The sequence below is a fragment of the Marinospirillum sp. genome, assembly GCF_044810985.1.
Taxonomy (GTDB): Bacteria; Pseudomonadota; Gammaproteobacteria; order Pseudomonadales; family Halomonadaceae; genus Marinospirillum.
Genome location: NZ_CP085242.1, coordinates 153685 through 172764, shown reverse-complemented (window position 1 = coordinate 172764; position 19080 = coordinate 153685). Strand labels below are relative to the sequence as shown.

General features: G+C 52.1%; 15 protein-coding genes. 2 read left to right on the top strand and 13 right to left on the bottom strand.

The genetic code is table 11. From position 1 onward, the window contains the following. Positions 1–18: 18 nt before the first annotated feature. From LG323_RS00870 to dnaX, 7 genes are all read right to left on the bottom strand, one after another. Entirely contained in the window at positions 19–393 is a 375-nt protein-coding gene (locus tag LG323_RS00870; protein WP_404418217.1) for a hypothetical protein, read from the bottom strand. Positions 394–496: 103 nt separating this feature from the next. Continuing rightward, the gene (locus LG323_RS00865; protein WP_404418215.1) at positions 497–940 is read right to left on the bottom strand and encodes a YcgN family cysteine cluster protein; all 444 of its coding nucleotides are present in this window, start codon (positions 938–940) and stop codon (positions 497–499) included. Continuing rightward, entirely contained in the window at positions 940–1227 is a 288-nt protein-coding gene (locus tag LG323_RS00860) for a YcgL domain-containing protein (RefSeq protein ID WP_404418213.1), read from the bottom strand. The genes LG323_RS00865 and LG323_RS00860 overlap by 1 nt, the downstream gene beginning before the upstream one ends. Further along, positions 1224–2360 carry a ribonuclease D gene (rnd, locus tag LG323_RS00855; protein WP_404418211.1) on the bottom strand — a complete coding sequence of 379 codons (1137 nt, stop codon included), beginning with the start codon at positions 2358–2360 and terminating at the stop codon, positions 1224–1226. Before rnd ends, LG323_RS00860 begins: the two co-directional genes overlap by 4 nt. After that, positions 2360–2971, bottom strand: coding sequence for a recombination mediator RecR (recR, locus tag LG323_RS00850; protein ID WP_310695607.1), 612 nt, complete (start codon positions 2969–2971; stop codon positions 2360–2362). Before recR ends, rnd begins: the two co-directional genes overlap by 1 nt. A 9-nt stretch (positions 2972–2980) precedes the next feature. Beyond that, positions 2981–3313, bottom strand: a complete 333-nt coding sequence (locus LG323_RS00845; RefSeq protein WP_310695608.1) for a YbaB/EbfC family nucleoid-associated protein — start codon at positions 3311–3313, stop codon at positions 2981–2983. Between the two features lie 26 nt (positions 3314–3339). Then, on the bottom strand, positions 3340–5037 hold the full coding sequence (gene dnaX, locus LG323_RS00840; RefSeq protein ID WP_404418209.1) for a DNA polymerase III subunit gamma/tau: 1698 nt from the start codon (positions 5035–5037) through the stop codon (positions 3340–3342). Positions 5038–5180: 143 nt separating this feature from the next. Here dnaX and LG323_RS00835 point away from each other — a divergent pair, with 143 nt between their 5' ends. Both LG323_RS00835 and LG323_RS00830 read left to right on the top strand, forming a co-directional pair. Continuing rightward, positions 5181–7676, top strand: coding sequence for a fused MFS/spermidine synthase (locus LG323_RS00835; protein ID WP_404418207.1), 2496 nt, complete (start codon positions 5181–5183; stop codon positions 7674–7676). A gap of 19 nt (positions 7677–7695) precedes the next feature. Then, complete coding sequence (locus tag LG323_RS00830; protein ID WP_404418205.1) at positions 7696–9828, top strand: SulP family inorganic anion transporter; 2133 nt, start codon at positions 7696–7698, stop codon at positions 9826–9828. A gap of 19 nt (positions 9829–9847) precedes the next feature. Here LG323_RS00830 and LG323_RS00825 read toward each other — a convergent pair whose 3' ends face one another. From LG323_RS00825 to LG323_RS00800, 6 genes are read right to left on the bottom strand one after another with little or no spacing between them, the layout of a single operon-like run. Continuing rightward, the gene (locus tag LG323_RS00825) at positions 9848–10249 is read right to left on the bottom strand and encodes a DUF4150 domain-containing protein (protein WP_404418203.1); all 402 of its coding nucleotides are present in this window, start codon (positions 10247–10249) and stop codon (positions 9848–9850) included. A gap of 13 nt (positions 10250–10262) precedes the next feature. Further along, a complete protein-coding gene (locus tag LG323_RS00820; protein ID WP_404418201.1) occupies positions 10263–10901 on the bottom strand; it encodes a DUF3540 domain-containing protein in 639 nt (212 codons plus the stop codon). Positions 10902–10919: 18 nt separating this feature from the next. Next, positions 10920–12101 carry a pentapeptide repeat-containing protein gene (locus tag LG323_RS00815; protein WP_404418199.1) on the bottom strand — a complete coding sequence of 394 codons (1182 nt, stop codon included), beginning with the start codon at positions 12099–12101 and terminating at the stop codon, positions 10920–10922. Next, positions 12098–14875 carry a DUF2169 domain-containing protein gene (locus tag LG323_RS00810; RefSeq protein ID WP_404418197.1) on the bottom strand — a complete coding sequence of 926 codons (2778 nt, stop codon included), beginning with the start codon at positions 14873–14875 and terminating at the stop codon, positions 12098–12100. The genes LG323_RS00815 and LG323_RS00810 overlap by 4 nt, the downstream gene beginning before the upstream one ends. A gap of 2 nt (positions 14876–14877) precedes the next feature. Continuing rightward, a complete protein-coding gene (locus tag LG323_RS00805; RefSeq protein WP_404418195.1) occupies positions 14878–17700 on the bottom strand; it encodes a type VI secretion system Vgr family protein in 2823 nt (940 codons plus the stop codon). Between the two features lie 17 nt (positions 17701–17717). Further along, positions 17718–19061, bottom strand: coding sequence for a TAXI family TRAP transporter solute-binding subunit (locus LG323_RS00800; protein WP_310695839.1), 1344 nt, complete (start codon positions 19059–19061; stop codon positions 17718–17720). Between the last annotated feature and the right edge of the window lie 19 nt (positions 19062–19080).

Below are 19080 nucleotides of genomic sequence, written 5' to 3'. Positions count from 1 at the left end.
TCTGTTCCTGTTTTACGGTTAAGGGTTAACGTCTGATTCTTTTTTTTCTGCTGCTTGTTGAGTTGACTGGTTGGCTTCTTTCATACGTTTTACCCAGCCCCAGGCAAAGCCCAGTGGCCAAGCAGCAATCAGCGCCAGAAATAACGGCAGGGCTTTTTCCACCCATACGCTTGTGGGCACACCTGACAGGATATCCAGAATCACCACTATAAATGCCGGTGCCAGCGCCGTTTCTATGACGGGCGCTGGAATGGCAAGAATAGCCAACTGGCTTAAAAAGATACTGCATTTCAGGCTGAAAGGAAGCCAGTAGAGTAACTTCCAACTAGCGAGCAACAGCAAAAAGCCGCACAAAAGATAAGCAAGCCAGCTGAGGAGTACAAGACTGTCCATGAGTTAATCTTTTCGCATTAGGTCAGGTTAGTTTAAGTTGTTCATACTAGAGGTGTCAGCGGCAGAAGAAAAGAAACAGGGTGTAATCTTTTTTCTTTGCTTGCTAGGCCTCTACCCAATGAATGATTCTTTCTTCCAGATCCGTCTCTGAGTGAAGACGGGTTTCGCAGACGACTCGCTGCTGCACACTGATGCCAGCCCGGTGCATGACTTTCCGGTTACCACTGATCAAGGGATGCCAGAAAGCCAGGGGCTCACCTTCATGTCTGAGCCGATAAGCACAGCTAAGCGGCAGGTATTGAAACACCTCTTCCCCTTCGTCACGAATCGACATGCAGTCAGGAACCTGCGCCAGCCTGTCATTATAGTCACTGCAGCGGCAGTTATCAGTATCCAGCAACCGACAGGCCACATCCGTGAAGTAAACCTGGTCGTCCTCCTCATCCTGGAGTTTATGCAGGCAGCAACGACCACAGCCATCACAGAGGGCTTCCCATTCTTCGTTGCTCAAGTCTTCCAGGGGAAGTTTCCAGAATTCATCACGCATCAGTAGCGGGACTCCGTGGGTGCCCGATAAAGATCCAGCAGATACTCTTCCCGCACAGGCGGCATCTGCAGATAGTAACCTTTGCTGATCAGGCCCTTGTAAACGTCTTTTGCATCCACTCTGGCAAGCTTTGTGGTCGGCGTAATCAGCAGGGTCATGATTGCCTTTGGCTTGCCAAAGTAGTGCATCAGTTCTTCAGGAAGCTCCTGGGTGCCCTTCTGCTTGTCGACATAGAGGTACATTTCATCCCTTTTGGGACTGAGAAAAATCTCCGTAATCACTCTCATGGGGTGTCGACCTGCAGTCTGTTCAAAACGCTCAGCAGCCGCTCACGACGCCAGGCTGGACACTGCTCGGAAACCTCGGGCACCTGCCCGGTCAGCAAGTCCTGCAACCAGGCATCCTGCTGCTTGCGTCGGGCCAACAATTCCTGGGGCAGCTCCAGCTCCTTGGCCTCTTCAGCCAAGGCCTGGCGCAATTGCTTGCGGGTGGTTTTGTATTCCTTACTGATCGGAGAAACCCGTTCTTGCGGCCACTGCTCTTCACTCAATTGCGAGGCCTGGGCAATCACTTCCAGAACTTCTTGGGCATAACGCTTTACCCAGCCGGGCGTGGCTTCTTCCAGCCGGGCGATGTCAGCAACCTCTTCAGGCTGACGGGCGGCCAGAGCCTGAAGCAAGGCATCAGCGGCGACACGACTGCGCGGGCGATCTTTCACTCGGGCGGTTTCTTCCCGCCAGAGAGACAAGGCCTGCAACACAGCCAACTGTTGGGCATTCAGCTGCCAGGCCTGTTTGAGTCTCAGCCAGGCCTGATCACTGGACTGGGCCTCGGCTTCTGTCACCAGCCAGCGGCTTTCTTCCAGCACCGCATCCAGCCAGCCGAGTTGTTGAAGCTTGTCCTTCAGCTGATGCCAGACCGGCAGCAGATATTCCACATCCTGGGCTGCGTATTTCTGCTGGGAAGCGGTTAAAGGACGCTGCAACCAGTCAGAACGGGTTTCACCTTTTTCCAGCTTAAGACCCAAAAGGTCTTCCACCAGGCGTTGATAACCCATACCGGCATCCTGCAGGGCAAAGGCTGCAGCCAACTGGGTATCCACCAGTGGCTGAGGCAGAACATCCAGCCAGTGGGCCAGCATTTCCAGGTCTTCGGAACAGCTGTGAAAAACCTTCAAGGGGCCTTCAGCCAGTAGCTTCTTCAGAGGCTCAAGATCCTGCAGTGCCAGAACATCCAGCAGATAGCAGGCTGCACCGTCACCCACCTGCAACAACGCAGGGCGAGGGAAAAAAGTATCGGTGCGAATGAATTCAGTGTCCATCGCCAGCTCGTCGAGCTGCTGCCATTGCCGGCAGAGAGCAGCCAGTTGATCATCCTGATCAACCCAGATATGCGGTAAGGGTGTTGCAAATGAGGTCATTAGGAGGTTGTCCTGTTAAAACCCAGGCGTCCGGCAAAGGCTCTGGATAAAGTGCCGCCATCCAGGTATTCCAATTCGCCACCCAGGGGAATGCCCTGGGCCAGGTGGGTGACTTTTACATCCAGGGGGGCCAGAAGCTCAACCAGATATTGTGCGGTGGTTTCCCCTTCCAGGGTGGGGTTGGTGGCCAGAATCACTTCCTCCACCGGCTCTTCCTTGAGTTTTTGTTGCAGCTCATCAAAACCCAGATCATCCGGCCCGATGCCCTCCAGGGGCGACAGGTGCCCCAGAAGTACAAAGTAGCGGCCGTCATAGGCTCCAGTTTGTTCCAGAGCCAGCATGTCGGCCGGTGTCTCCACCACGCAGAGTACGGAGGAGTTGCGCTTGCCGCTGGAACAGACCCGACACAGCGTTTCTTCGGTCAGGGTACGGCAGCTCTGGCAATGCCCAACCTGCTCCATGGCTTTGCCCAGAATTTCCGCCAGCTGTCGGCCACCGGCCCGGTCTCTTTCCAAGAGATATAAGGCCATGCGCTGGGCGCTCTTGGGCCCCACGCCGGGTAAGCAGCGCAGAGCCTCGATCATTTCTTCTATCAGGGGGCTGAATTGCATAGGATGGCTTTAGAAGGGCATTTTGAAGCCGGGCGGCAAGGGAATACCGGCAGTGAGTTCTTTCATTTTTTCCTGGCTGGCCGTTTCCACCTTGCGCACCGCATCATTGACTGCAGCGGCGAGCAGGTCTTCCAGCATTTCTTTTTCTTCCTGCATCAGGCTGGGATCAATTTCCACCTTGCGGACATCATGGCGACCGGTCATGGTGACCTTGACCATACCGGCCCCGGATTGACCTTCAGCCGTGGCATTGGCGGCTTCTTCCTGCAGCTTCTGCATTTTTTCCTGCATTTCCTGGGCCTGTTTCATCATATTGCCCATATCACCCATACCTTTAAACATGGCTATGTCTCCTGAGTTAACTGTCTTTAATGAATTCTATTTTCCTGCAATCCGGCAGCGGACACAACGCTGTCAGCATCCAATTGGGCTCCAAAGTGGGCCTTTAACTCCTGAACCTGGGGGTGCTGATCAAGTTGCTGAAAAATAGCCTGCTGTTCTGCGTGACGCAATTTTTCCCGGCGCTGGGCAAAATTATCCAACTGCAAGTCTGGTAGGGCCTCGAAAACCAATTCCGGTTCAAAGCCCAGAAATGCAGCCAGGCGTTGTTGCAGCAGTTCTTTCAAACTCCTGTCCAGCATGGAAATGGCCTGAGGCAACGCCACAAAAACCAAGCGTTGTCCCTGGCGTTCCCACAAACAGAGATTCCGCGCCTGGGAACCTGAATAACCACCCAGTTGTAAATCCGGGAAGAGCGCCAGCCAGTCTTCATTGTTATTCAGCTCACCGGGATTAGCGGTTGGCTGGGCAACGGGTTGAGACGCAGGTTCGGGCTGCGGCTCAGACACCACGTCTTCTTCCCAGGGTGCCGGTTCTGGTCTGGCTTCCCCCTGAACAGCCGGCTCAGGGGCGGCAACTGCTTCAGGGGGTGGCGACTTTGGGGGCGCTGTACTCAATTCGGTTTCCGGCAAGTCGGGAATGCCCAGCGGCCGGAAGGCCAGCATACGCAGCAGGGTCATTTCCAGACCGGTACGTGGATCAGGGGCCAGGGCAAGATCGCGCCGCCCTTCAATCGCCAGTTGATAAAACAACTGGATTTCTTCAGCTGTGGCCTGGGCAGCCAGCTCCAGCAGGGTCCCGCGTTGCTGGGTATCCGCAGGCAGGGCTTCAGGCACCACCTGGGCCAGAGTCAAACGGTGCAGTAGACTGGATAAATCCTGCAGCACCGCCGCAAAATCCGGGGCCTGTTCCGCCAGACCGGCCACCACCTGCAGCAAGCGCCCGGCATCCTGGGCCACCAGCGCCTGCAAAAGATCCATGACGTGGCGATGATCCAGAACGCCCAGCATTTCCGCAACCTGACTGGCGGTCAGCTGGCCCTGACCAAAAGCCACGGCCTGATCAGTCAGGCTCAGGGCATCACGCATGGAGCCATCAGCAGCCCGTCCCAGAAGCCAGAGCGCGGCTTCTTCAAAGTCCACTCCTTCCTGCTGAAGAATGTTCTGCAGATGCTCAACCACCCTTTCCGGCGGCATGTTCTTGAGCTGAAACTGCAGGCAGCGGGACAAGACTGTCATCGGCAGTTTCTGCGGGTCCGTGGTGGCCAACAGAAATTTAACGTGCGGAGGCGGTTCTTCCAGAGTTTTCAGAAGCGCATTGAAACTGTGGCTGGAGAGCATGTGCACTTCGTCAATCAGGTAAACCTTGAAACGGCCCCGACTGGGTGAATACTGCACATTGTCCAGAAGCTCACGGGTGTCCTCCACCTTGGTGCGACTGGCGGCATCCACTTCGATCAGGTCAACAAAACGCCCGGCATCAATTTCCTGGCAGGAGGAGCAGACGCCGCAGGGTTCGCTGCTGATGCCTTCCTCACAATTCAGGCATTTGGCCAGAATACGCGCCAGGGTAGTCTTCCCCACCCCACGAGTGCCGGTAAACAGGTAGGCATGATGGATACGGTCGGTATCCAGCGCATTGATCAGGGCCTTGCTGACATGATCCTGACCGATCAATTGATGAAAATTCTTCGGACGCCATTTGCGCGCCAAAACCTGGTAGCTCATGAAGGTTTCCGGGGCTGCTGAAAGTAGTCTTGCTTTAAACTGTTAGGATAACACGAAGCCAGGGAATTGCAGTAAGGGCATGCGGCTTGTACAGAAGCGGCCCTTGGGGTAAAAAGACGATTCATCCTGGTGGGGAGTGCCTGGTGCCACGCTATATCTTTATCCTGATTGGCCTGATTTTCTTCTTGTCCGGTGGTCTGGCCCTTATTTATGAGGTGACCTGGGTCAGAATACTCAGTCCGGAGCTGGGAGCGGATGCCCTGGCTGTCACCACTCTGGTTTCGGTGTTTCTGGGTGGACTGGCTGCAGGTGCCTACTTCAGCGGACATCTAGCCAACCGGCTTGCACGCCCGCTGAAAATCTATGGCTATCTGGAAGCTTTACTGGCCCTGTACGCCTTGCTTAGCCCCTCTATTTTAAACAGCCTGCTACCCTTGTTTGGTTTTCTCGGCAGCCAGGCTCCAGAAAATATCTGGCTTCTCAGCTTTTTCCGTTTCCTGGTCAGTAGCCTGCTGCTGTTACCGCCCACTTTGCTGATGGGAGCCACCCTGCCCTTGCTGGCCCGGTTTGCCGCCAAACAATCAGAGAATACAGCCGCTACAACCAGTTTTTTTTATGCCTTGAACACCCTTGGTGCTGTGGTCGGCTGCCTGGCTGCCGGTTTTGTACTTTTACCTCTAATGGGCAACAGCTCCACTTTACAACTGGCGGCTGTCATCAATCTGGGCATGGCACTTGGGCTGCTGTTATTAAGTCGCAATCATGAACGAAGCGGTTCTTCATTTCAGGAGTCAAAATCATCCTTACCGGTTTCATCAACAGAACAGAGAAGCTTTCTACCCCTGATAACCCTGGCAGTCACACTGAGCGGTATGGCGGGTCTGATTTGTCAACTGGCCTGGACACGAGTCCTGGTATTGATTGTGGGGGCTTCTGCCTATGCTTTCACCAGTGTGCTTGCAGTCTTTTTACTAGGCTTGGGTGGCGGTGCCTTGACCGCTTCCCTGCTGCTTAAATACTGGCAACGTGGGCGGGTTTTTGGTTTTTCGATCCTGGCACTGGTGACTGGCTTGGCTGTATATGCCAGTAGTTTTGTTTTAACCCAGTTGCCTGAATTATTTTTGGGGTTATTCAACACTCAGACAGCAAGCAGTTTATTCGGGCAGTTCAAAATCAACATGGGCATCGCCACCAGCTTGCTGTTGCTTCCATCCTGGTTACTGGGCATGTTATTTCCTTTTGCTTTACACCTGGTTATAGCCCAGAGAGCAAGAGCGGCCCAACAAACCGGCAGCCTTTATTTCTGGAATACCCTAGGCACGATTCTTGGTTCCACCGGAGCCGGGTTTATACTCATTCCTCTATTGGGCCTGGTCACCAGTCTGCTTCTGGCGGCCAGCCTGCTTGTCATGGCCGGGCTTCTGGTGCTCTTGCCCTACATCAGGCAACCCAAAGGGTACTTGCCTTTACTGGTCTCCATCAATTTTTTGATGGCAGCGTTTTATTTTGCTCCCGGCTGGAACAGGGCACTCATGGTCAGTGGCGTCTCTGAGTATGCAGAGATCTACGCCGAAATCAGCAAAGAATACTCCTTGGCTGAATATCTTGAAGAAAGTACAGAACTGCTTTTTTATCAGGACGGTTTAACGGCAACGATCAGTGTTGAGCGCAACCGCCTTCTTGAACAGGACAATATTTATATTGCCACCAATGGCAAGGTGGATGGCTCCTCACAGCTGGATATGCCAACTCAGAAATTGATCGCCCACCTGCCTTCAATACTTCACCCCGCACCCCTGGAGGTTGCAGTCATAGGCATGGGCACAGGTGTTACAGCGGGATCAGCTAGTCTTCATCCGGCAACAAAAAAAGTGACCGTCGTAGAGATAGAACCCGCCATGGTGGAAGCAGCCCGCTTCTTCTCGGACTACAACCATCAATTTCATCAGCAGGACAAGGCTGATATTCGGATAACCGATGGCCGACTGCATCTTTATCTTCATCCCAGGCAGTATGATGTTATTTTATCCGAGCCTTCCAACCCCTGGATTACAGGCATAGCCAGTCTGTTTACTCAAGAACATTATCAATTGGGTGCCAAAGCACTTAAATCCGGCGGCATCTACGCACAATGGCTGCAAATTTATGATCTTCCTCCACAGCAGGTTCATTCCATTCTGGCCACTTTCCAATCCGTTTTCCCCTATACTCTGGTCGCTTTCACCCTAGCCGAGGCCGACTTGCTATTGATCGGTTCCCAGCAGCCTCTGGATCTTGACCCTGAACGTCTGGACAGACGTATGCAACCGCCTCAAGTCGCTGCAGACCTGGCAGAGGAGCCGATTAAAATCAAAACCCTTCACCAGTTGCTGGCACACATCTGGCTGACTGAAGAAGAACTGGAACCCTTGATTGCCCAAGCACAATTACACCGTGATGACCACCCTTTTCTAATGTATCAGGCACCCCTCAACCGTTACCTGCAAACCCAGGAAGAAAATTCCCGGATACTGGCTGAAGTAGCCCGGGGAATACTTCCTTTAATACGTCGCCAAGGCTACACTTTAAACCAGTTGCAACTTGATCAGGCCTATCAAGAACAACTGCCTGATTACCTGCCCGCTTTTTATAAAAACTAATAACAAGGATCAGCTGTTCATGCCCCAGTTAAAACTTGTTTTACGTCTGCTGCCTGCCGTTGCTCTGATGAGCCTGATCAGTACGGTTCTGTCTTTTTCCTTTGCCGCCATGATGGTGCACTCCTCTCAGCAATCCTTGCTTCCCGATATGGTGATGGCCCTGCTGCTGACTGCTCTGGTCTCCGCACTTTTTGTAGCCTGGAAAGGCAGCATGGCGGGGTTAATTGCGATCCCCCTGCCCAGTGCAGCGGCCATGTTTGCCGAGATCTTTCGCAGCAACAACCCCAGTATCGAGGAGTTGTGGCTGGTGTTGTTGATCGGTGGCCTCTTGACCGCTGGCCTGATGCTGACCCTGGGCAGCCTCAAGCTCAGCAAGATCGTTCGCTATCTGCCTCTTCCGGTACTGGCGGGGTTTCTGGCCGGGGTCGGCTGGCTGTTCATCAAGGGCGGTCTGTCGTTGACTGGAGTTAACAGCTTTGAGCTGACTGCTTTTCAGGATTCCGCCCTGTGGATGGGCGTTGGTTTTGCGGCTCTTTTATGGCTGCTGCGTAAGCGCATCCCTCCCTCTTATCTGTTGCCCGGTGCCACCCTTCTGGGTGGGGCTCTCATGGTCTTTCTGGCCCCCTACCTGCAAAACCAGGGCAGTTGGTTCTTTCACCTGGAAGCGGCTGGTCAACTCCCCTTGACCAGTTGGCAATGGCTCAGCAAGGGGCTGCCGGAAGTGGACTGGTTGCTGCTGCCCTGGACTGCTCTTTTAACCCTGGCGGTCATTTCAGTACTCTCCATGCTATTGCAGGCCACCTCCATTGAGCTGCTGGCCAAGCAGGATCTGAACCTGGATCAGGAGCTCAAAGTGGCCGGGGGAATGAACCTCATCAACGCCCTGGCCGGTGGCGGCGTGGGCTCCTTGTCTCTCAGCCAGACCAGCATGGTGCGCCAGATGAAGGCCAATTATCGGCTGACGGGTTTTATGATTGCGGCCTTTCTGCTGGTGGCCCTGTTGCTGCATGAACACCTCTTGCGCTGGTTGCCCCTGCCTCTGGTTGCCGGCCTGTTGATTTTTCAGGGCATGCAGTTTGTTCACCAGTGGTTGCTGACTTCCGGCCAACGCTTTCCCCGAGCGGATCAGTTTGTCATTGCTGTGATCTTTGTGGTGATTGTCTTTCAGGGCTTTCTAGGCGGGGTTTTGCTGGGCTTGCTGTTGACGATTCTGCTTTTTATCCGTGAATACAGTCGCCTGCAGGCCATTCACCTGAACACCAGTCTGGCCGGTTTGCAAAGCGGTGTGGAGCGAACCCCCCAGGAGCAAAACTGGCTCAAGGAACAGGCTGACCGTGCGCGTATCTACCAGTTGCGGGGCTTTCTGTTTTTCGGCTCCGCCAACACCCTGGTTGAACAAATCAAAGAGGATGTTCAGCATGGCAAGGCAAAAATTGAAGCCCTGCTGCTGGACTTTCACCGTGTCAGCAATGCCGACTCCTCCACCGCCAACAGCCTGCTGCGCCTCAAACAGTTTTGCGATACCCAGAAAATCCAGGTCCACATCACCGGCCTGAACCAGACCATTCAGGAACGTCTTTTGGCGGCCGGTTTGGTGTTCAGCAAGGAAGATAGCCCAGGTGCCATTCGCATGTCGGAATCCCTGGAAGAAGCCCTGGAGCTTCTGGAAAACCGCATCCTGAAGGGCTTTCATAACAGCGAATTGTCTCCGGTCAGAGCCATGTTGCAGCACCGGATGATTTTACAGGAACACGAGATCCGTCGCCTGCTGGCCTACTTCAAGGAAGAGGCTTTTGCCGATGGCGAGTGGATTCTGCAGGAAGGCCAGCGTAAACGCAGCCTTTACATCATTGCCCAGGGCAGCGTGGAAGTGCTGCTCAAAAACCGCGAAACCGGCAGTCTGATGCGTTTGAAAAAGATGCGGCCGGGAACCCTGCTTGGGGAAATGGGGCTTTATCTGGATGAACCCCGCTCAGCCTCGGCCCGGGCTGCCGGAGGTACCCAGGTATTGACCCTGACCTACGCCGCCCTGGAACAACTGGAAGCCCGTGATCCTGATCTGGCCATGGCCTTCCATCGTTTTGTGGTTTTCATGCAATCCGAGCGTTTGCGGGATAGCAATCAGCGGATTTATTCCCTGCTGCAAGATTAAGCCGCTTTTCCAGCCTCCCTCAGGTCAGCAACATCAGCTTGACCTGGGAGGGTGCCAGGGTGACTCCAGGTGCGCCCGGAGTGAACCCGTTCTGGCCGGACATCCCCAGCATTTTATTAGCTGGCATGCCGCCCATGAGGGTTTTCAGACTACCCAGCATTTGCCTTTGTGGCCCCATCACCATGCCTGAGGCCGGGTTCAACATAACACCGGCATTATCGCCATTACTCATGGGCGTAATGGTCATCATATTATGGTTGGGCATGGCTAGTGTCAGCACCTTCACCTGCGAAGGAATGGCTGTAGTCGGCACCGCAATATTGGGATAAGGAGTGGGAATGGGAGGCACTGCTGGCGTGATGCAGACATCAGGAAATCCCAGATTCATGCCGCCCATTTGAGTTGTTGCAAAAACCATCATTCCTCTCCTTTATTCAGCCCATGTGGATGCGTTCGGCATCAATGCGCAGGTCTTTTTCGCTGGTGATGCTGCCTCTTTTGCTGTGTTGGGTCATGGAATTCTCGACCCGGTGCAGATACTCACCGGAATTTTTCTGCTCCACCTCTTCCACACGACTGATGGCCTGCTTCACCTGCTTCCAGGTACGTTGTCCCGTATGCCAGAAATCCTGCACCAGGTTGCGTACCTGCTGCCAGTGCTGGGTCAATTGCTGACCCCGAATCCGGGCTGTTTCGGTGGTGACTTCGGTCTCCCGGCTCAACAAACTGGCCTTGTCAGCCTGCAGTGACCAGTGACCGGCGTGCTGCCATTTGCAATCCTGGCCACCCAGATCCACTTCCAGGCCTTCACGGGCCTGAATCCGCAAGGGCAAAGCCTGCTGACGTTCCAGAATGGCCAGCAGATAATAGTGTCCCGCCAGTGGCTGTATCAACACCCGATCACCCAGAGCAGGCTGAACCAGACAGGAATAGGCCTGGCTTGCCTTGAGCACACCCCGCTCACCCATAACCAACCATTTGTTGTCCTTGCCACCCTGAACCAGGGCTTCAAAAGGTTGGCCGTTTGCTTGCTGGCCCCCGTCCGGGGTTGAAGAAAAAGCTTCTAGTGACATAGGAAATTCTCCTGAAGATTAACCTGCTTTTTTGGCATCCTGTTCGGCTTTCTGGCGCACCGGATCACTGTCCAGGGCCGCCTCCTTGTTACTGCCCTGCCAATTGCAATCGGGATCAATAATCTCATGCAGGTTGGTACGGTAAAGTTCACAGTCGCTCAGATTGGCCTTTTGCAGCAGAGCATGGCTGAAATCCACACTGGTCAGATCACTGCCGGAAAAGTTGACCCCCACCCCCAGAATTTCGCTGAATTGCGCCTGCTCGGCTTTTACCTGGATAAACTCAGCAGCCTCCAGATTAGTTTTGATAAACAAAGCCATTTCCAGATGACACTGATTGAAAACCGCCTTTTGCAATTGGGCTCCAATAAAATTCGCCTGCTCAAGATGGGCACCCGTGAAATCAGCATCCTGCAACTGGGCCTGCATAAATCCCGCCTGGGATAATGCCATACCCTGAAAGTTACAACCCTGCAGCTGACTTTCCTGAAACTGGGGCTTGATCAGGCCCGTACCGGAAAAATCACGCTGACTCAGATCCAGCTTGTAAAAGAAAGGCAGCTCAACTTGCATCTGGTCAAGACATAAACCCTCCACCTGGCTTTCCAACAGGTTAAGGCGAAAACCCCGTGTTTCCGAAAAGTCAGCATTTCGTAAATCACAGTTGATCAGGCTGGACTGCTGAATTTCAGAATTTTTCCAATGAGTGGAAGCCAGGTTGCTATCAATACAACTGAGGTTTTCCATACGGCAGTCGGTTAACTCAGCCTCTTGCCAGGAAGTATTGATCAAGCTGCTTTGAAAAGTGGTTGCACCCTGCCAGCGCGTATTGGAAAAATCACTTTCAATCAAACTGGTTTTATCATGCTGACTGGCTTGCAGATTAGCTTGCTGCCACTGACCTTTGATAATGGAAGTGGCATACCAGTGGCTACCACTGGCATCGATACGAAGACAGCTGCACTCAACCAGATTGGTGTAGGTTAAATGCGCTGCTTTCAGGCTGGCATCGTCAAAAGTGCAGCGATTAAAACTACATTCCTTGATTATTGCTTCATCCAGGCAAGCACCGGAAAAGTCCACCTGATCAAAAAATCCACCGGAAAGATCAATACCACGAAAATCACCACTCAGCTTTTTTTTCTCCAAAACAAAGCTATCGCCTGATTTTATCCACTGCTGAAGCTCCTGTTTGTTCATGACGAAGGCCTCCAGTCCTGCAGCATTGTGCGATCCAGGTTGGCAAAGTCAAAGCGGGTTTCCCCGTATTCCATATACAGTAGGTTGGCGGCATAAAGGTTGGCACCGCGCAAATCAGCCTGAACCACGCGGGCATGGTAGAGGCTGGCCTCCATCAGGTTGGCATCTTCCAGGTAAGTGCGAGTGAAATTGACATTTGCCAGATTGGCCCGGAAGAGGTTGCTTCTGTAAAAGGAAGCACCGTTGAAATCACCCAGTTCCAGGTCGGCCTGTTCCAGGTTGGCCCGATCAAAATTGCCTCCCGACACCTTGGCTTCGCGGAAGGAAGCCATCTTAAGAGAGGCCTGACTGAAATCACTGCCTGATAACTGACATCCTCCCACAAAGCGGACATTATTCAACTGACCTTGCTGGAACGAAGAGTTTTCTGCAATCAATTCAACAAAATTAGTTCCTTTTGCTGCCAGCTTTTCAAAGCTGCAGTCAGTAAAGCGTGCATTAAGCAGATTGCCCTGACTTAAATTGGCCTCTTTAAAATGACATTCCTGCCACTTCGGCTCAATCAAATTCAGTTTCTGCAAACTGGTATGGGCAAAGTTGCAGTCATTCACCTGAGTGGTCATCCATTGACTTTCATCCATTACAGCACCGGTGAAATCGATACCTTGCAAGTTTGAGCGATTAAAGTTGACCTTTTTCATGCTGGCCTTCACAAAACGACAGTTTTGAATTTGATTGGCTCCCAGATTGGCTTCATCCAGGCAGGCCTGTGTAAAGTCTGTTCCCTCAAGGTGGGCATGCACCAGAATAACGCCTTGCAAGTTCGCTTGACGCAAACTGGCATCTTTTAACTGGACACCTTCCATGTAGCAGTTGGAAAAATCAGCACCATCCAACTGCATTCCGGTAAAGTCCATGTTGGAAAGATCATCGGTTGGTAAGACCTGACCCTGGCGAACTGCGTACAAGACCTCCTGTTGTAAGCGGTTTCTTTCTTCCTCACTGCGCAACGGACTTCCACCTTCCAGGTGCTCAGCTCCCATGCGATAGCCCTGTTTGATTTTCTTTTCAGCTTCATACAACTGAGTTTTCAATTCCAGCAACTGATCCTGTGAAGCTTGTAGCTGTTGTTTCAAGCTCTCGTAACGATCACTTGTCAACTGCTCTCTAATCTCCATGAAGTCTTCTTGCAAACGATTCAATTCCTGATCGACCCTTTGCAAGTTATCCTCTAGCTCAGGTCTGGGCCAAGGAGGTATGGGTGGATTAAGCAGTTGATCAATTTTTTCTTGAATCAGGGGGTGGTGTTTTTCCAGAGATGGATCAGCCAAAAGTGCCTTCAAAGGTGGCAAGGCAACATCCAAAGTTTGTTGCTGCTCCTCTTCCTGAATTCTCTTGTTCAGGTCAGTCAATTCATCAAAGGCATCAAAATCAATTTTAGCTATATCCAGTGAGCCATCCGGCTTTTTGGGGAGAACTTTTTCCAGAAAGGCTTCCAGCTCTTTCTGCCACTCAGGGGCAGGTGCCGCTTGACCCTGCAGCTCAGGTAGCTGCTCTTGAAATTCTTGCCACTCTTTTTTTTGCTCTTCCAGTGCCTGCTCGGCCAGGTTTTCTGCTTTTTCTTTCTGGGGCAAATCAATATTCGGCGCTTCTCCTGTTTGCTCCATTAATAAAGCTAGGCCACAGGTCAACTGGTCTGGCAGAAGGGGCTGGGTGTCCATCAAATAGCGCCAAGCATTTTTTTGATCACTGCGCTTAAAAAGTTGGTCTTGATAATGCTCTTTGGATTTGGGTGCCTTGGGATCTTCCAGAGCCACCATCAATGCCGAAACATCCCGCGCATCCTCTCTTTCAACCAGCAGCTGACCCCGATACAGCACCAAACCCAGGTTCTGATTGGGCAAAAGAAACAGTGTCTCGGGTTGCAACTGGAGGTTTTTTACCTGAGCTTCCTGCTGGCCGGGCTGCTTTTGCAAATACCAGGCGGTTATCTGCCAGTCAGGCACCTTGCCTTGCAATTTGGGGTGTTCAGCATTGAGATGTTGCAGCTGGTAGCTCAGATTTTTAGGTAAAAACTGACTGTCAAAACGTTGATCCGGCAGGGCATCCTGACAAAAACGGAAGTCAAAGTCATCCGGAAGGCCCGGCATGACATCAGCCTGATAGGCCTCATCATAGGTGCCTGCATATTGCTGGCGCTGGGGTGCCATCAAGTCCTGGGCAGCGGTAAAAGCCAAGTGAACGGGCTTGCCGGGGTCAGTGGCCGGATCATCCAATACTTGTAACTGGGTTATAGGGTAGCGTTCTTCACCTTCAGGCGTTTTTACCTTCTGGTGCCCCTGACCTTCAGGGTTGTCAGTAAAACTTTCGCCACCATAAGCAAAAGCTGCACTCAGGGGCAGACGGCTAAAAGGTTCTTCCACCTGTTGCTGTTGGAAACCGGGAAAACCCTGCCAGAAACCGGAACCCTGCACCTGCAGGCTTTTTTTCAGCTCGCCGACCTGAATACCAACCAACAGCTCTTTTTGGGGGTTTAAGCCAGGTGTTTCCGCGCAGCCATAAACCAGATATTCGGCCTGGTATTTGGGTAGAGCTGCATCCAGTATTTGCAGCTCTTCACACTCAGCAATTTTTTCCCAAATCTCCTGTTCCAGCAAAGGCTTTCCACTACTGAGCTCAAAGCCGTGCAGAGCTCCCAAAGACAGGTAGAAGCGACGTTGATAGGTAAAAGACCGATTGAGCAGAGTTAGCTGCAGGGGTTTTATAATTTGCATATTCAGTTATTTAAAGTAATAGAGGCATTGCTGATTTTCGCTCCTGCCTTGTTGTCAATCTTGTTAGCCCCATTACCAATATCATTAATCTTATTATCAATAGAATTCAATGCATTTTGAATGTTATTTGCAATATTGCTTAAACTTGAGCCCTTCATATTATTTTCATGTGCAACATCAACTTCATTCTTAACACCCGTAGTAATACTCGTAGTATTACTTATTGACAATTCAAACTTAGCTCCTACAAAAATTTCAGCAGCAGCAGCCAACTTGGCTTCGAATTTACCCCCTGTAAAAATTTCACTTGCCATCCCAAGTGTCATTTCGCTCATAGCATTAAGATTCATGGATTTACCGGCACCAAAGTGCATTTCCACCACACCACCCATAAAATAATCTTCTACCCGGCCGTGATGAATGGATTTGCTTAACCCATAAAGCTCTTCATAACTATCCCCATGATGATAGTCCCAGGAATTACCATGGTGATGGGCTTCTGCCCGACCATCGTGTAATTCAAGAATATCTCCACCACGATACTCGTAAACGTCACCATAGGTTTTTTCCACCAGGACATCACCCGGACCTGAGTACTGAATATTGCGGCCATTGATGCTGGAAAAATAAGGGCCACCTTGATCAACCATGTCATTGCCTTTTTTCTGGTTGATCTTGCCCTCATCAGCAATGTGAGTTTCTGCATAACCATTACCGAACTCATAGTCTGCTGTATCCCCCCAGGAGTAGTTATTACCCATCTGGTAGTTAAAAGTATTACCCCAAACTTTTTCCACCAGATGATCTCCGGATGACCAGGCGGTGTCACCATCGTCACCAATATTGCTGTCAAATTCCCAGGCTTTGGCTCCATCATATTTTTCAGGCACGTCCCAGGTCATATGGCTATAGCGATCATCATCCGGGGCAACAAAAAAGCTGCGTTCATCGGCATTACCAAAGCCAAAGTCAGTTCCGCCCCCAAAGGTGTAGGTATTGCCATCCGTCCAGGCATACTGGTCACCTGCTTCACGGCTGATGATGTATTCACCGGACAGTTCTTCATCACGGGTAAAAACAGCATCTGAATAATCGCCTGCTGCATCCTTGCTGAATTTGGGAAATTCAAAAAGTGCCTGTTCATCAAAAGTATCGCCGTCTTCACCGTCATGGGCTTCTACGGTGAAAGCCTTTACGCCCTGATCACCCACTTCATAGTTTTTGGCAAACATCAGGGTTTGTTGGCCACCGACGATTTCTGAACGATAAAGACCATCCGTGGTTATTGTTACTCCATCCCCAGAATGGTTGGGAGCTCCCAGGTGGAAATAGGAGCGGTTGGTGGGGGAAAAAAGCTTGAGTCGACTGTTGCCTTCTTCATCCTCCATTTCAATACGGTTGCCGCTGGCCGAGTGGATTTCATTGCGGGTTTTGTTGGCGCGGGTCACACGGCTGGGCCGGGCGGCATTGGGCAGGGCCCCGGAAATAACCGGGCGATCCGGGTCACCACCAATAAAGCTGAGCAGAACTTCAGTGTCCTTCAGTAAGGGGAAGTGCATACCCCCGCCAGTGCCTGCCGACGGTTGCATCATGGGTATCCAGCAGGAAGCCTGACCTTCACCGGGTGTATGCACCCGATCAAACGGCAGAATCACTTTATAGCGCCCCTCGTCATCAATATTGGCATACTTGCCTTCATCTTCGGCATCAATGATGGCATTGAGAACACCGTGAAAACGCGGCTTTTCCGTGGTTTGTGAGGGACGAAACTGCACCTCGGTACGCAGGGCGCGCATCCGGTTGATGTAAGGCGCGGGTTGGGTTGAAGGGTTAACCCGGCTGAAGGTGGGATTGAAGCCTTCATGTTCCAGGCTGAAAGCATAAAAGTCGCCATTGTCCATTTCCCGGAAATGCCCCTCAACACTGAAGGCCAGGCCGGGTTCCAGGCTGATGTCACGGCTTTCACCCAGGAAGATCTCGCCCTGCATGGCCAGTTCCTGGGCACGGATTTCGGCAATCTTCTCGGCCTCATCCACACTGACCAGGTTGTCGCAATAACGGTAAATATGCCCGAAACCGTCTTCATCCACCACGGCTTCACCTTCAATTTGAACCGAAGGTGAATTGCTGCTGTAATCCTTCAGAGTCACCTTGCGGGGCAAGGGGTCACCCTGGCTGGTCCAGAGTTGCAATAGACCCAGATCCTGCTCCACCACCATGCCGGTTTCCGGCTGGTATTGCAGCTGAATTTCCGGGTCATCCAGGTGTTGAAAACAATCGTCATGAAAGATGATTTTGTCTTTGTCATCCTGATGATCAAAACGGTAATAAATTCCTTCTCTTTCACAGATTCTCTGCAGGAAGTTGAGATGGGTTTCCCCGAACTGGCAACGAAATTCCCAGTCACGGTAACTGCCCAACTGGCCGAGATCAAAGTCTTCTGCGGCCAGTTCACCTTCCTCCAGAACCTGAGTCAGGGTATCCGGCAGTTGCTGCTCCAGATAAACCTCATTGGTCTGGATCAGGCTCAGGCGTTGCAGACGGGGCACCAGAGTCAACTGATACAGATAGCCATCCTCCAGAGGGTTTTTGATTTTCCCCTGGGCGATCACTCCGTAAATAGCCCGCTGACGCCCCATGGATTGCAGGTGCAAGCTGGCTTTACTGCCTCTGAGTTTTTTGATGCTCAACTCTTCCAGGCTGAACAACTCCAGAGTAAAACGAAAAGGCTGCCCCAGGGCCTCATGACCCTTGAAGCTGACAACTTCGAATTCTGCCTCGGAATCGGGCATCTCAAACTCAAAACGGGTGTCCGGATTTGCCATCAGTGTCGACCTTCCAGTTAACTGTGAGTTGCTGCTTCTGCCTGGCGTCCTGCCATTTCATTGACCTGCAGGCCCGCCAGGCGCCATTCGATCTGCCGCAGCACATCAGCGCACTGTTGCAGGGTACTCAGGAAGAGAACCGAATCACTCAGGTGGTTGCCCTGGGCCAGAGCCACAGCCTGGTGTTTCAGATTCAGGGCTTCATTCAGATAGCGATAGAGAAGCCGCATATCCTTGGCTTCCTTCTGGGATTTTTCCAGCTCCACTGCCTCGCGGAAGATTTTTTCCAGCCCGGTTTCCAGGTTGTTTCTCTTCTTTTGCTGTTTAAGGCGTTGCAGCTGTTTGATTTGCAGGATTCCACCCCCGATGGCGGCAATCAGCGCCAACAACAGCCAGCGGTTATCCGACAGCCAGGACAGACTACGCGAAAGCTCATCAAACCCGGCATAGGGGTTGTAATAGCGTGCACTGGCCGGGTGCATGGGCATGTACTGCAAAAGGCGGTCTTCCAGAGGGTTGATGTCTACCATGGTGGGAGCATCCCGTCTCAGGCTTTCCGAAAACAAGGCCTCATGAACGGCATGAACCACCTTGTCCGGCAAACCACTGCGAGCAGCCATGACCGCCAGAGTGCCGATGGTTTCCACATTGTTTTGTGGTAACGGCCCCCGGGCACTGGAATAGGTGCCTGCCGGTATCTGGGTGGGGTTGATCTGGCTCTGGTTCAGGGCATAACCCTCGGCAAAATCAATCGGCACCAACCGGAATTCACCACTCATCAGAACCGAGCGCAAATCCGGGTTCAACATGCCCGTGGTCACTATCGCCCCTTCCAGTTCTTCATTTTCCAGCAATTGGGTGAAATAGAGATCATTCATCCCCACCTGTTCGGGATCAATTCCCAGGTGATCCAGCATCATCATTGACTGGGCACGATAACCGGAACCTTCCGAGCCCAAAGCTACATTATGACCGGGCAGATCCATCAGGGACTGGATATCACTGGAATTTCTTACCACCAGATGCATCTGGTCATGCCAGAGAGGGGCAACCAGTTCCAGATTATGCAAAGTGGCCGAGCCAATCATGATAATGGCCAGATCCGCCTCACCTTCCAGAAGACGACCCCGGTTATCCACCGAGCCTGCGGTGACCAGCAACTCGACATCATAATCGCCCTGTTGCTCGATAATATCCTTTAGCAGACTGCCGTATTCATAATAATAGCCACCGGCCGAAGCGGTTGCTATGCGAATCACCCGGGTCTGATTGGCCTGCTGTACGCTCCAGTAGATCACCAGAATTGCAGCCAGTGCTACCAGCAACCAGCTGAGCCACCATCTAGCTCGAAAACTTATCATAGAACTCTCCATCGTGACT

Excerpts from the sequence above, each read along its gene's own strand:
- LG323_RS00865 (WP_404418215.1), bottom strand. The coding sequence starts at position 940 with ATGCGTGATGAATTCTGGAAACTTCCCCTGGAAGACTTGAGCAACGAA.
- LG323_RS00845 (WP_310695608.1), bottom strand. The coding sequence starts at position 3,313 with ATGTTTAAAGGTATGGGTGATATGGGCAATATGATGAAACAGGCCCAG.
- LG323_RS00805 (WP_404418195.1), bottom strand. The coding sequence starts at position 17,700 with ATGGCAAATCCGGACACCCGTTTTGAGTTTGAGATGCCCGATTCCGAG.
- LG323_RS00830 (WP_404418205.1), top strand. The coding sequence starts at position 7,696 with ATGCCCCAGTTAAAACTTGTTTTACGTCTGCTGCCTGCCGTTGCTCTG.
- dnaX (WP_404418209.1), bottom strand. The coding sequence starts at position 5,037 with ATGAGCTACCAGGTTTTGGCGCGCAAATGGCGTCCGAAGAATTTTCAT.
- recR (WP_310695607.1), bottom strand. The coding sequence starts at position 2,971 with ATGCAATTCAGCCCCCTGATAGAAGAAATGATCGAGGCTCTGCGCTGC.
- LG323_RS00860 (WP_404418213.1), bottom strand. The coding sequence starts at position 1,227 with ATGAGAGTGATTACGGAGATTTTTCTCAGTCCCAAAAGGGATGAAATG.
- LG323_RS00800 (WP_310695839.1), bottom strand. The coding sequence starts at position 19,061 with ATGATAAGTTTTCGAGCTAGATGGTGGCTCAGCTGGTTGCTGGTAGCA.
- LG323_RS00870 (WP_404418217.1), bottom strand. The coding sequence starts at position 393 with ATGGACAGTCTTGTACTCCTCAGCTGGCTTGCTTATCTTTTGTGCGGC.
- LG323_RS00820 (WP_404418201.1), bottom strand. The coding sequence starts at position 10,901 with ATGTCACTAGAAGCTTTTTCTTCAACCCCGGACGGGGGCCAGCAAGCA.
- LG323_RS00815 (WP_404418199.1), bottom strand. The coding sequence starts at position 12,101 with ATGAACAAACAGGAGCTTCAGCAGTGGATAAAATCAGGCGATAGCTTT.
- LG323_RS00810 (WP_404418197.1), bottom strand. The coding sequence starts at position 14,875 with ATGCAAATTATAAAACCCCTGCAGCTAACTCTGCTCAATCGGTCTTTT.
- LG323_RS00825 (WP_404418203.1), bottom strand. The coding sequence starts at position 10,249 with ATGATGGTTTTTGCAACAACTCAAATGGGCGGCATGAATCTGGGATTT.
- rnd (WP_404418211.1), bottom strand. The coding sequence starts at position 2,360 with ATGACCTCATTTGCAACACCCTTACCGCATATCTGGGTTGATCAGGAT.